Annotated in this window: 10 protein-coding genes; 3 read left to right on the top strand and 7 right to left on the bottom strand. The window is 62.6% G+C overall.

The features are described from left to right. Nucleotides 1-58: 58 nt before the first annotated feature. Entirely contained in the window at nt 59-1,081 is a 1,023-nt protein-coding gene (gene tagH, locus X751_RS142345) for a type VI secretion system-associated FHA domain protein TagH (RefSeq protein ID WP_023745586.1), read from the bottom strand. 270 nt (nt 1,082-1,351) lie between these two features. On the opposite strand from tagH, the gene tssI reads away from it, so the two are divergent. The 3 genes from tssI to X751_RS142360 are packed head-to-tail and all read left to right on the top strand — an operon-like array spanning nt 1,352 to nt 5,206. Next, on the top strand, nt 1,352-3,685 hold the full coding sequence (gene tssI / locus X751_RS142350) for a type VI secretion system tip protein TssI/VgrG (protein ID WP_023745585.1): 2,334 nt from the start codon (nt 1,352-1,354) through the stop codon (nt 3,683-3,685). 8 nt (nt 3,686-3,693) lie between these two features. Then, entirely contained in the window at nt 3,694-4,122 is a 429-nt protein-coding gene (locus X751_RS142355; protein WP_023745584.1) for a DUF6484 domain-containing protein, read from the top strand. A 10-nt stretch (nt 4,123-4,132) separates the two neighbouring features. After that, nucleotides 4,133-5,206, top strand: coding sequence for a HEAT repeat domain-containing protein (locus X751_RS142360; RefSeq protein WP_084558310.1), 1,074 nt, complete (start codon nt 4,133-4,135; stop codon nt 5,204-5,206). 27 nt (nt 5,207-5,233) lie between these two features. Here the strand turns inward: X751_RS142360 and X751_RS142365 are convergent, their stop codons facing one another. The 6 genes from X751_RS142365 to tssM are packed head-to-tail and all read right to left on the bottom strand — an operon-like array spanning nt 5,234 to nt 13,474. Next, a complete protein-coding gene (locus tag X751_RS142365; RefSeq protein WP_023745582.1) occupies nt 5,234-6,142 on the bottom strand; it encodes a hypothetical protein in 909 nt (302 codons plus the stop codon). Then, complete coding sequence (locus X751_RS1000000164835; protein ID WP_084558304.1) at nt 6,139-7,293, bottom strand: PAAR-like domain-containing protein; 1,155 nt, start codon at nt 7,291-7,293, stop codon at nt 6,139-6,141. Before X751_RS1000000164835 ends, X751_RS142365 begins: the two co-directional genes overlap by 4 nt. After that, a complete protein-coding gene (locus tag X751_RS1000000164825; protein ID WP_023745579.1) occupies nt 7,290-8,312 on the bottom strand; it encodes a hypothetical protein in 1,023 nt (340 codons plus the stop codon). The genes X751_RS1000000164835 and X751_RS1000000164825 overlap by 4 nt, the downstream gene beginning before the upstream one ends. Then, nucleotides 8,309-9,394, bottom strand: a complete 1,086-nt coding sequence (locus tag X751_RS142370; RefSeq protein WP_023745578.1) for a DUF2169 domain-containing protein — start codon at nt 9,392-9,394, stop codon at nt 8,309-8,311. The genes X751_RS1000000164825 and X751_RS142370 overlap by 4 nt, the downstream gene beginning before the upstream one ends. Before the next feature lie 16 nt (nt 9,395-9,410). After that, nucleotides 9,411-9,953, bottom strand: coding sequence for a type VI secretion system-associated protein TagF (gene tagF / locus X751_RS142375; protein WP_023745577.1), 543 nt, complete (start codon nt 9,951-9,953; stop codon nt 9,411-9,413). Then, a complete protein-coding gene (gene tssM / locus X751_RS142380; RefSeq protein WP_023745576.1) occupies nt 9,935-13,474 on the bottom strand; it encodes a type VI secretion system membrane subunit TssM in 3,540 nt (1,179 codons plus the stop codon). The genes tagF and tssM overlap by 19 nt, the downstream gene beginning before the upstream one ends. Nucleotide 13,475 lies beyond the last annotated feature (1 nt).

The following is a 13,475-nucleotide window of genomic DNA, read 5'->3' as shown; positions in this document are numbered from 1 at the left end:
TTTTGGTGGCCGGCCCGTGCTCGGGTCGCCTTCACGGTGTCTTCAGCGGTGCGCGGGCTTAGCCCTTGCCGGTCTTCTGTTTGGCGGCCTTGGCATAGGCTTCACTGAAATAGGTGAGGAATATGTCCAGCATGCCATTCTCGTGCGCTTCCTCCTTGGCCCGCCAGGTCGCGACCAGCGCGTCCCAGGCGCGCGTTTTCTTCGAGGCAAAGGAGGATGGCGGCAGTTTTTTCGCAATCGCCTCGGGCGACAGATCGTCAAGCAACCGCGACAGCGCTGCCTGCATGGCGCCGAAGGTGGCGAATTCATGTGTTTTGAGGTCGTGGAAAGCGTCTTCGATACTGTGCCTGGCATCGAGATAGCCGGCCCTGCGCCGCGCGAACATGATGTCGAGGATTTCGTCTGTCCCGGGCACGAACTTTAGCGGATTGTTGTCGGCGGAATTGATCATGGTCCGGTCGCTGGTCTTGGCCAGGACTTTTGCAGCGGCGCGCGCCTTCAACAGCAACACCAGCTCGTCGACGACGATGCGCAGCACCGCGCCGATCTCGCCGGCTACCTCCTGCGGTTGGCGCAGCAGAAGCACCTCTGGCGGAATGCCGGCGCCGGCGGCAATCGCGCGCAGGATCTCGTCGGCTTGCTGCGGCCGGCTGGAGACCGAAGCGGGCGGCGCGGTCGGTGGCCGTGGCGAAGCGGCATGGTCTGGAAAGGATCCGGCAACGGGCATCTGCCGTTGCGTCGAGCCATCGCCACCGAAGGCTGGGTTCCCATCATCGATCGACACCGAGACGATATAGCGGCCGATCCGGAGCCGGTCGCCTTGCGCAAGCCGGTGCGGGCCGGTCAGGCGCTGGCTCGAGCCGTTGACGAAAGTTCCGTTGCGCGAGACGTCGTAGAGAAAGAAGGCGCCGCCTTCGTAGCGGATTTCGCAGTGCCGGCCGGAGATGAATTTGTCCGGATCTGGCAAGGTCCAGGCGCAGTTCTCCCGCCCGATCTCGAAGCCGCGATCGCGCGATGCGTAGCCGGGCGGCAGCCCGGCAGGCAGGACATCGACATTGCTGATCTGCAGACTGATGAACATGCGCTATGGACCGTCCACCGCTGCCGTTTCCATTGATCCGATGTGCCACAGTCTAGCAGCTTGCGGGCACAGCGGGAGAGCGGCGTTTCACACTGGCGAAAGCGGCGCAACAGCAACGGCCTGCCGCTTGTCCTCTTTAGTCTGCCATAGAACATGTGGTAGGCTCAACATGCCTTGGGTGGCAAGTTGCGAAATATCCCTGAACGTGAGGTCGTTAACACAAGAAGGGCTTCGAACCTGCCACACTAGCGCTCAGGAGGGGCACGACCCATGCCGAGTGAACAACGCGCCGCGCTTGTGCAGACGCCGGTCGGCGCCGAGCTGTTGACCTTTACGCATCTCGTCGGCCGCGACGAGATCAGCCGCTGCCTTGCCTACACCGTTGGATTTGTCTCGACCAATGCCGATATCGACCCGCTGAAGATGCTGGGCGGCGCCGTTTCGATCGAAGGCGAGGCCGATCCCAAACGCTGGTTCAGCGGCCTTATCGCCGAGTTTCGCCTTACCCGCATCGAAGATCGGCTGGCTCACTACGAGGCGGTCGTCAGGCCGTGGCTGTGGTTCCTCGGCAATACCACCGACTGCCGCATTTTCCAGGACAAGACTGCCGTCGAGATCGTGGAGGAGATTTTCTCTAAATATGGCGGCATCGCCAAGTTCGAAAAGCGCTTGCAAGGCTCCTATCCGCCGCGCGAATATTGCGTGCAATATGACGAGAGCGACCTCGATTTCGTGCAGCGGCTGCTCGAGCACGAAGGCATAATGTACTTCTTCGAGCATGCCGAGGGCGAGCACACGCTGATCCTGGCCGACGCCATGAGCAAGCTGAAGCCAGCGCCGGGCTATGAGACGGTGCTATATCAGTTCGAAGGGCAGGGCTCGCGCCGCGACGTCGAGTACATCACCGACTGGATTCCAGGCAGCGCTGTGCGCCCCGGCGCCTATGCCCACACCGACTATGACTTCGAAAAACCCGCCGCCGACCTGATGGCGAAGTCGGCGCAGCCCTTCGGCCACAAGCAGGCGGCCGGCGAGAACTATCGCCATCCCGGCGCGCATCTCGAAGTCGGCCGCGGCGACAGCCTGGCAGCGATCAGGCGCGAGGAGATCCAGGCGCCGCATATGCGCATTGCCGCCGTCGGCACCGTGCGCGGCCTGTTCTCCGGCTGCACCTTCAAGCTCGACGGCTTTCCGCGCGACGACCAGAACAAGGAATATCTGGTGGTCAGCGCCGAATACCGGCTTTTCGATCCCGGCTATCGCGCCGGCGTCGACACCGATGGCGAGAATTTCAAGATCGTGCTCGGCGTGGCGCCGACCTCGGTGCCTTATCGGCCGCCAAGGATCACGGCGCGGCCGATCATGCGCGGGCCGCAGACGGCGACGGTCGTCGGTCCGTCCGGCGAGGAGATATTCACCGACAAGTACGCCAGGGTGAAGGTGCAGTTCCACTGGGACCGCCTGGGCAAGAAGGACCAGAAGAGCTCTTGCTTCGTGCGCGTTTCGCAGACCTGGGCCGGCAGCGGCTGGGGCTTCATCCAGATCCCGCGCATCGGCCAGGAAGTGATCGTCGATTTCATCGAAGGCGACCCGGACCTGCCGATCATCACCGGCAGGGTCTACAACGCTTCCCAGATGCCGCCCTACGGCCTGCCGGGCAGCGCCACGCAATCCGGCTGGAAATCCAATTCGTCGAAGGGCGGTGGCGGCTACAACGAGCTGATGTTCGAGGACAAGGCCGGCTCCGAACTGGTCAACTTCCAAGCGCAGAAGGACCACCACCTTCTGATCAAGCACGACCGCAACAAGACGGTGCAGCACGACCAGTCCGATCGCATCGACCACGACGCCAAGCACTCCGTCGGCCACAACCTCGACGAGGACGTCGGCAACAACAAGACGGTCAAGGTCGGCGTCGACCAGACGACGAATATTGGCTCGAATGATACAGAGACGGTCGGCAAGAACCGCTCGCTGACGGTGGGCGTCGACGAAACGATCAACATCGGCTCGAACTCCACCGAAACCATCGGCGCCAGTCACACGCAGACCGTGGCGCTGATCCAGACGATCACGGTCGGCGCGGCGCGCGTGGACAGCGTCGGCGCCTCTGAGACCAGGACTGTTGGCGCAGTGCAGACCAATACCATCGGTGCCTCGCGCTCGGTGACGGTGGGCACGGCGCAGTCTCACAGCATTGGCGCGAGCGACACCTGGACCGTTGGCGCCGATCAGAGTATCAGCATCGGAGCCGGACAGACCGTCGCAATCGCGGCGTCACAGTCGACCGATGTCGGCGCCTCGCGTAGTGCCAGCGTTGCGGCAGACGATTCCACTAGCGTTGGCGGTGCTCATTCGCTGAGCGTCGCGAAGGATAGTGCCATCGGCATTACCGAGAATAGCTCGATCAAGGTAGGCAAGAAGCTTGTGATAGACGCAGGCGATGAGATTCTGATCCAGACCGGGTCGGCGAAGATCATGATGAAAAAGGACGGCACGATCGCGATCGAGGGCAAGGATATTTCCGTCAAAGCTTCCGGCAAGATCAACATCAAGGCATCGAGCGACATCACCATGAAGGGCTCGAAAATCCATGAGAATTAGAGGCGACGATGGCTGAGGTCAGTGAACGAATTGAGGGCGTTGTCATCGGTGTCTTCCTCGGCCTCGGCGAGGAGGGCGCACCTCTTGTGGTGTTTCCTGGTAATCCGGAGGAAGCCGCCTTGCCGGCACGCAGCTTGTGCGATTTGTCCTCCGACATGATTGGGTCCGAGGTGGCACTGCTTTTTCAACAAGGCGATCCGCGCAAGCCGTTGATCGTCGGCCGTATCGTTGGGCCGATACGCCCGGCGCCTCCTGTGCATGTTGTGCGCGAAGGCCAGCATGTGCGGATCAGCGCCGACAGCCGGCTTGAGCTACGCTGCGGCAAGGCGACGATCATCATGGACAGCGACGGCCGTATCACCATCCGCGGTGGTCACATCACCAGCCATGCTACCGGTGCGCAGCGCATTCGCGGTGGCTCGATCAACCTGAACTGACGGCGTGTACATGGCATCGGTTGCTACCCAGCTCTTCGCGCCGCCGCGCCGGATTGCGGCCGAGGTTGTGCGCCAGCACGTCGAGCAGGCGGCGTTTCTGTGGGCGCAGCGCGATACCTGGTCCCTGGAAGATCCACCCGACGAGGCGGTGATCGCAGAGATAGGGCAGCGCCTTGAGATCAACCTCGACGGCCTCCGTATCGCCGGTAGCGCGGCATGGCCGTTCGTGGATCGACAGCTTGAGGACTTTCCGGACAAGGGCGAGTTCTTCGTTGCCGGCTGGATGGCGATCGAGCAAGGGGATGCAAAGCGGGTTGAGAGCACGATCGACGCGGCGCGGCAAGCTGTGGAACGCCGGGGGCTGGCCGGCGCACTTTCCTGGCACAAGCCACAGAAGATCGGGAAACTCGTACGGGACTGGCTAGGTGCACATGATGCGCTTCTGCGCTACCTCGGCGTTGCGGCTTGCGCCGCACATGATGTCGATCCGAAACAGTTGCTTAGACGGCTGGTCCGCGATCCCGATGCGGACACACGTGCACTCAGCCTGCGACTGGCTGGAAGGCTGAAACGGACCGACCTTGCGCAGGAGATGGAGGCTGCGATGGAGGCGACAGACGATACCGTGCGGCTTTGGGCAGGATGGGCGTTGTCGGAACTCGGCTTCGGCGATCTTGCGCGCACCGAGTTGCGCAAGGCGGCAACCGCCGGCAGTCCCGACGCGCTGCCCGCTTTGCGCGCCACCGTCAAGGCCGGACCGGAAAAGGAAGTACGCGCCTGGCTGGGCGGGCTGATGAGGTCTTCCGACACCGCGCCTGTTGCCGTGCGCGGCATCGGCATGCTCGTCGATCGATCCGTCCTGCCCTGGCTGATAGAGCGGATGCGAGAGCCGCATGTTGCTGAGGCGGCTTGCGCGGCGTTTCTGGAACTTTATCCGGAAGCGCGCGAGGAAACCAAACTTTTCACCGTCGATCCAGCGGAACTGGGGCCGGAGTCAGCGAGGCGGTTTGGGGATCAGGTAGTTAGGCTTGCCTTGCCAGATAATGTGGGCGCATGGTGCGTGAGGCTCAGCCAGTTGCCGTAGGTTGACGGGGAGACGCTGCTACGCCATTCAGATTGGAATCGGGTGGCCAAAGAAGTATCTCTGGCCTGGCGCCATCCGACTGATCAAGGGGGAATCGATAAGGTCCTCGACGAGTGCAGAAGCGCCGAGCGGTCTAAGACTACCGGAATCACTGACAACACCTCGGCAGTCCAAGCCCACCATAGCAGACAGAAGCCGCAGACCCTCGAAGACCCTGCTAGCCATCATGGAATCAGTCGCGGTGTGCTTCGCATATGTTGTGGCTAGGCGCAGTGCATCAAGTTTTTCACCTTCGAACACAGCGCTGCCCGGCTGAAGTCCTGCCGCTTGAATCATTTCACGGGCCTGAAGGACGGTTCTTCGATAACCTTCAAAGTCCTGAACCTTTGCGAAAAGCTCCACGTATCCCAAGCCAGCGTAGTCAGCTACGTCCGAACTATCCGCATCTTCGTCAAGCGGATATTTGTCGGACTCCGGCGCCCCGAAAAGAACTGGACCGATGTCAGCTTCAAGCAGCAGTGACAGATTTCTGGCTATGTGATCGCGAATGTCATCATCCTCTCCCGCTTCGTAGAGTTCCAGCAACAGCTCGGCGTATTCTGGGTTGCAGGAGTACATAAGCATGTTGGAGATGTAGTACTGCACCCCGTAGCGATGGCGCTCCGCGCGAAAGTTTTCGGCGATTGCCCGCACTGACCTCCACGGGCCTGCAACACCTGCAAAGGTCGTGGCTGCACTCCAGAAAAGAGCGCTGTCGTAGGAGCGCATCAAGGTTTCGATTCTGCTGACAACAGCGAAGTCGCCAATAGATGCACGATGCACGAGGTAGGCCAAGGCTCGCCACGGATCGGTCGACAACCGCAACTCGGCTATCTCAGCTTCGCTCAGCGGCGGATCGATTACGAGTGAGTGCGCGAGGGCTTCAAATCGCTTCATTGAATAGCCTCCAAGTCGCTCTGAAGCTTTTCAATTTCGGCGCACTCAGGATTGGAATCGTACCAAGACCGTGGGGCGGTGTTGTACGCACTGTTGCACCCTCCAGCCTGCTTTGGTGTTTTGTGGTCCATCTTATCATCGGCTCCGACCTTGTGGGGCTGGTTTGCTTCCTCCCATTTTTGGATCGCTGTGTCCTTCGGCGTGGGACCCGTATTGCCCATCACCCGGTGGTATTGGGTTGAACTGAAGTCGGCGTTGGACAGTTTTTTTACCGTGTCGAGTGGGATCTGGCCAGCCGCGCCAACCATCACAGGGCTTGTGTACTTGACATCCTGCGTATCGAAGTATGTTCCGCACCCCTGACCGTCCTTTTCTGTAACATTTGGGCATCCCGCCTTGGCGGCCTCGGACGGGCTGGCGCCCGACGCCTTTGCGGCGGCTACCCTTTGACGCGAGGCGTCTTTCAGGGCGACAAGCCTATCGGTATCGGCACGCGCGTTCTTCAATTCGTTGAGTTTGTAATTTACTCTTGCTTCATTCCTCTTGTTTTTCTTTGCCTTCGTCGCGTCTTCGACCGTTTTGATTTTCTTCTCGTAATAGTCCTTCTCCGAGATTGGCTTCAGCGGCTTCCCATCATCTCCCTTTTGATATGCATGTAGCGGTGCGCCGCAACATGGGCATTTGTCCTCGTCGATCGCCTGCTGTGCAGGCATTGCCATCATCTCTGCAGACGGCAACGGCACCGTGGTACTTGGCGGGCAGGCATGGTTGCTTGTGGTGATGTCCAGGTGTCGGCATACATTCTTGCCTTCGAAGAGAACGTCCATGCACCATGCCTGAAAGTACGTCTTGCCTGTTATCTGGTGCGTCAGGATGTTCGCCCCGAATGTGCGAGTTGCAGCCTCGTCGCCCAGAACCGGCTCCTTGTAGTACGACTTCTGGGCCAGCGCGGCGCCGTTGCCGCCGATCTTCACCGTCGAGGAACCGGACTTCAGATTGTTGGAGAACGAGGTATCCGGATATGGGATCGGGATCGGTCCCGCCGGCGGCGACGGTGGCGACATGCAGACATCAGGAAACCGGGCGATCGACTTGTTCATGCCGTTTTCGGCGGCGATCTCCCACGTTCCGGCAAAGACGTTCTTCGTCATGAGCGTCCTCCCGTAACCACAGCGGTAGCTCGGCCGCCAAACGCCATTGAACTACCGTGCAGCGCTGCAAGCTGGCCGGGCGCGTAGCCGCGCTTGAAAGCTTGCTCCGCCCAGGCAAACTGAATCAGGCCAGCCGCCGCTCCACAATCGCCGATGCAACTGGCGGGGTGCCAGACCGGTTGCTCCTCAAGACGTGGCTGGCGCATGTTGCGTACCTGCGCCAGAACCAACTCCTCGAAGGCGTAGGACTCGCCAGCCACATCGCTCAGTCGGAACGCAACTTCGTGCATCTGCGCGCCCGCCTCGGCGAGTGCGGCTTTCAGTGCCGCGCTGAGGCCATCCGCTCGGAATGGATCCTCATTGCCGGCGGTTGCCGTTTCGATGGCGAGACCCAGCCCTCGCAGCCACAAAGACCCATCGACGATCGGACGTTTGCTGACGACCAGAATGCAGGCCGCCTCGCCAGGGATGAGGCCATCCGTCACTTCGCTCGTCTTCAATCGCATACGGTTGTCGAGCCAGCAGAGCGAGCGGGCGTCGATCAGGCTGTCTATCGCCATGACGAGGCAGGCTTCCACGTTTCGCTCATTCAATAGCTTGCGCGCCTGTTCCACCGCGACAAAAGCCGAGATTTGCCCGTTGGTGATGTGTACGGAGCGCTTGCCGGCCAACGGCGCCCCGTTTGGCGCCGTCAGTCCGGCCAAAATGCCATTGATGCGCGCGCCGGGCATATCGGCGTCGCGCGTGCACAGGAGAAACGGCATCTCGCCCCAAGGGAGCAGGGCGGCAGCCTTCTCATCGATATGGTCGACGGCAAGTCGGGCCAGCGCCGCAATACGGCTCCGGCCACGCGTCTCAGGCGGAACAGCCTCGACCCTGGCCCCGCGAAGCGGCTGACCGCTGTTGTCCCTGTACGGCAATTCCTCGAATACAGCGATGCCCGCCCGCATAGCGGCAGCAGCACTCGCCGGCGTGTAGCCGACAGGGCAGACGAGGCTGATGCAGGAGGTTGCGATCATCTTCTCCTGCGCATTCCGGCCAGCGCCGCCACAGCCTCCTTCAACCCGGCGTAATGTGGTTTGGGATTGATCGGCGCAGGCTCTCTGCCTACCTGCACCTGCTGCAGTTTCACAAACTTCCGAGGCAGCTTGGCGCTTGCCCGTCCGACCAGGACGATCCTCCCCTCGTGCGGGAGGATGGTCAGGGTGTCTGGTAGCGCCAGCTTGTGCTCGGTCCTGTCGTTGAACCTAAACCGCACCGGAATCGACATCGCCGGCAATTTCACCTTGAACTTGCCGCTTTGGTTCATGCCTACGCAGCCGAAGATCATCCCTTCCGACAACCTGTCGACCCATTGATCCTGGGGCGCGGCCTGAAAATACCGATCGTCGAAATCCTGCGGCAGGAATGGCAGGACGTTCTCCATCCAGTGCTTATCGTACGTCCCGGCGTACCGCGCGCGCTCCTTGGCGAAACGCGGCACCGGGCCGAAGCCGATCGGTTTGGCGCGATCGTTCCATATCCGTAGCCGCGATTGCGGGTCCTCGACCGAAGGCAGCAGCGTTCCGTCAATGTTGCCCTGGCCGACCAGGAAACCGCTGCCGATCGGATTGATTGCGTCGCTGCGGTGCTTGGCCGGATCCGGATCGGTTCGGTCCCAGCCGCCGAACGTCAGATGCCAGGCCAGCGGCATCGACATAAACGGCATCGGACTTGACGACTGGATGCCGAGTCCACCTCGAAACCATCGGCGCTGCCCGGTTATGATCGCCCGCTTCTGCAGGTTTGGCCCGAACAGGCCGACTTCAACGGTTTCCGCCGGACGTCCGCCGGGCGCAACCGCCATCGCATCGAGCACCACCTCGCAATGTGGCTTCACCGGCACGAAGTCAGTCTCGGCGCGGATCGATGTGGTCTCGGGATCGCCGTAATGCGTGTCGGCGAAGACGAATGGCAGTTGTTCCTTTGCCGGCGTGCAGTTGCCATCTTCGTCGACGTCAAATGTCGCGCGAACGACCGCCACGCACCACTTCACGGCATGCTTGTCCGCGTAGGGGAAAGTCTCCGCGAGAAAGGGCGTGGTGTTCTGGCTGACGAACATCAGAGTTGCGCTCCCATCAACTCGTCTCCCAACTGCCGGCGAGGATTGTCTCCAGCGTCGCTTGCGGCGATTGCTGGTTAATGTCGAAAATGTCGGAGTGCGCCGTCCACATCACCATGTCGGCGATCAGTTCCTCGCCCGACTCGACCGACGGAACAGGCAGTCCGCCGAGCGCTGCATCCAGTTCGTCGGGCGTCAGCTCGCCCCGCTGGGCGGCGGTGGCGGCCTCCTCGATTCCGGCAAACCATGCCTCGGCATGCGTCAGCATGACAGGCGCTTGAGGCAGCTGGGCAACGACGCTCAGGGGGAATTTCCGGCCGACCTTGTCGGCGCTTTGCAGGATGATGCCTGCCGACGCGCCGAAGGAATTCGCGCCTGCCAGAAACCGCAGCGCCGTGGCCGGCGACCAGATGTTCTGGCCAAACAGCGGCACCAGATGCTGCGCCAGCCAGCGGTCCCAAAGCCGCACGAACTCTCCCGTCAGCCGCCGGCTGACGAAGTCGCCTGTGGCAGGCATTTTGCCGTAAAACCCAGGCAGGATCAGATCTGCGGCGGACATGAGAATTTCTTGAACATCTGGAGGTTGTAGGGATTTTCGACGCTCGCCGCCTTGAGCTTGAAATCGGCGTACATGCCTTTCGTCCCCAGCCGCAGGCTGTAGACGTCGGACAACGAGGTGCCGGTGAAGCGGCCGCCGCGCAGCATCCTAAGCCACGCCCAGCTGCCGGTCTCGTTGAGCATGATTTCGGGAGAGCCGTCGATCGGCTGGAAGGCGAGCGAGATGACGCCGGTGCCGTCCTTGCCGGGCCATGTCATCGGCTGCGGCCGCGTCGCATTGTTGAAGTAGACCAGATTCTGGCCATCGAGGTTGAGGGTGACGCGGGTGATGTTGGGCGACAGGTCCGTCGGCTCGAGTGTGAACGCCATCACCGGGCCCTGGCCGCCGGGAAAGAGATCGTCGCGAATGCGCCGCGCCTGCTCGAAAGCGGCAAGTGCGGACGGGTCAAGGCCGAAATCGGCGCGCCATTTCCACGGCTGCGCCGAGGTGTCGACATAGCTGATCAGATGGTCGTTGATGAAGCTGTCGATCATGCCTGCCGGTCCGAACAGGCGGGCGAAGTCGCGCACGTTGACGTCGACCGCGCTGTCGGGGCTGAACGGATAGCGGTCGTTGAGCGCGGCCTGGCAGAAGGGCAGGATGTCGGCGCGCCAGATGGCGTTGAGCTCGGAGGCTACGGCCTTCTGCGTCAGCCCGCTGGTGTCGCCGGCAATGCCGCTCAGCCAGGTGTTGACGGGGTCGGGCAGGATCTGCGCCTGCCGGGCGACGGCGCCGGTCAGCTCTGCGAGGCCGCCCTGCTTCTTGATCGCATCCTGCGGATCGGGATTGGCGGTGACCGTCTGCAGCACATTGGACAGCGCCGTCAGCGCCACCACCGCGGCGTCAAGCGCCGGCGGCTGGCCGTCGACCTCGGCAATCGTGCTCTTGAGCGGCTTGAAGTGTTCGGCCACCAGCGTGCCGGTCAGGTCGACCTCGCTGGCCGAGCCGGCGCGCGGCAGCAGCTTGGCGCCGGTCTTGACGATCTTGCCCAGCTTGCCGAGTTTGCCCAGCAGTTTCGAGCCGCCTTTCGCCGCCGCCTTGTCGTCTGTCGCAGGCGCGTCGTCGGAGCGGGTGAGGTCGACCTCCTGGACCACCGCCGTCAATAGCCGCTTCAGCGCGGAATCGGCGCTGGAAAGATCCTTCAGATTCTCGCTGGCAATGTTGAGGTCGCTCAGCGGCGCCAGCCGCATGTCGCGCAGGAAACTGTCCCACTGCGCGATGTAGTCGTCGTAGTAGAGCTTCAAGATGTCCTCCGACAGCGCCGACACCGAAGTCTCGGAATTCTCCGAGCAGCCGCCGGCAAACACCGCGCGGTCGAGTGCGGCCTGGGCGGCGACGTCCTCGACCCGGTCGAGGATCGCGTCGTGGAAACCGTCATAGGTGAAGGCGCCTGATATGCCGACGCGCAGCGTCTTGTCGGAGCGTCGCGAAAATACCTTGGCGCCGTTCGGGCCGGCGAAATTGGCGGGGATCCATTCCTTCAATCCGGCCACCGCCGGATCTGCCAGCAATTGCTTGTAGGCGCGCGCTGGCAGCGAGATCGTGCAGACCGTCTTCAGCGCTTCCGCGACCAGCGCCTGGTCGGGCGCGATGTAGCTGTCGTCGACCGCCATGCGGCGGATCGCGGCCAGCTGGTGTTCTTCCGCATCGGCGGTCGGGAAGGGTGCGGCCGGCGCGAATTCGGGCAGGTCGTTCACCCACCAATTCTCAACGAAATCCGAATCCATCTGCGACAGGCCGGTCATCATGCGGTAGGTCTTCAGCGCGCCCAGCATGAAATCCGGATCGCGGATCTGCCGCCACATTGTCGCTTCGAGCAGCGCCACCATGCGCGGCTCCAGCACGTTGCGCAGGGCATGATCATAGGTGTCGGTCTGCGCCCGCATCATCTCGGCGGAGGCCGATGGCCCGAGCAGATCTTGCGCCTTGTCGGGAGGCGCGGTCCTGGCATTGGCGACCTCGTCCATGGCATTGAGGGCGACGTCCATCGCCGGCTGCTGCACCGAGGCGGGCGTCGCGGCGGCCGAGGTCAGCGGCGCCTGCAGCGCCTCGAACTGGCCGGCCTGCGCGGCAATCGCATTGCGGTTGTCATAGTAGGACCAGGTAAACAGCGAGCCGGCCAGGATGGCGGCGGCCGCGCATGCGGCGGCGGCACCGCGCCAGATCCATGTGCGCCGGCGCTGTGCCAGCGGATCGAAAGTGCCGAGCCCGGCCTCCTTGAAGATCACCTCGGTCAAAAGGTTCTTCAGGAAGAAGCTGCGCTTTTCAAAACGCTGCGCCGGCATCGAGCGTCGCGCCGGCAGGCCGAAGGAAGAGGCGAGCGCAGCGGTCAGCCGGTCGATCGGCGCGCCTTCCTGGGTCGCCGAGGTCAGATAGAGGCCGCGCAGCCAGGCCGCTTCCTCGTAGCGGCTTTCGCCGAACATCGCCTCGACCAGCACCTGGATCGGCTCGGACAGGCTTTGCAGCTGCGCCGGGAAGCGGAAGATCTCGGCCCGCTCAGTGAGCTTGTCCTCGTCTTCCAGCCGCGGCACCAGCCGCTTTTCGAGCTCCCTCGACAGCGTCGAGATTTCGCCCGCGATGGTCTTGGCGTCGACGCGCGCGTCGAGCGGGAAGGTCGTCCCCCAAACCTGTTCGCGCGCCTGTGTAGATAGCCCGCCGAAGAAGGCCTCGAAGCCTCTGATGAGATCGGCCTTGGTCAGCATCAGATAGACCGGCAGGCGGATTTCCAGCCGCTCCTCAAGCTCGGCCAATCGCCTGCGGATCTTGCGGCCATGCGCCTTGACGGCTTCGTCGCCTTCCGAAAGCGCATCGATCCCAAGCGCGACGATGACGCCGTTCAGCGCACGGCGGCCGCGGTGCTTCTTCAACAGGTCGAGGAAGCCCAGCCATTCGGCGGCGTCGACATCGGGCTGGCTCTCCTGCTGGACATAGCGGCCGGCGGTGTCGATCATCACCGCGTTTTCGGAGAAGAACCAGTCGCAATTGCGCGTGCCGCCGATGCCCTGCAGATCGTCGGTGAGGTCGATCGGAAAGTTGAGGCCGGACTGGCGCAGAGCCGTCGTCTTGCCGGTCGCCGGCGGGCCGACGATCACATACCACGGCATCTCGCGCAGGAACTTGCGGCCCCCGAGCTTGCGGCGCTTCAGCTCGACCATGACGTCCTGGAATTTGGCGCCGACGGCAGCGACATTTTCCTCGCCGGGGCTGAGCCGCTTTTCCTCGACAGGTGCGGAAATCTCGGCGACGAACATGCGGTTGGCGCGGATCGCCCGGCGCTGGGCGACGATCAGCCAGATCAGCCAGAAGATCACCAGAAGCGCGATGATGACGATGCGCACCGTCTCCGACGCCATCGGCACATAGTCGCCGACCCGTACGATCGGGCCGAATACCCAGATGATCAGCGACAGCAGGGCCAGGCCGATCAGCGTCCACAGGAAACGCGAAGTCAGGACCGCCCAGAGGAAGCGCAGGATGAACATG

This window comes from Mesorhizobium sp. LNJC394B00 (assembly GCF_000502555.1).
Taxonomy (GTDB): Bacteria; Pseudomonadota; Alphaproteobacteria; order Rhizobiales; family Rhizobiaceae; genus Mesorhizobium.
This window is presented reverse-complemented; position numbering and strand designations above follow the sequence as displayed.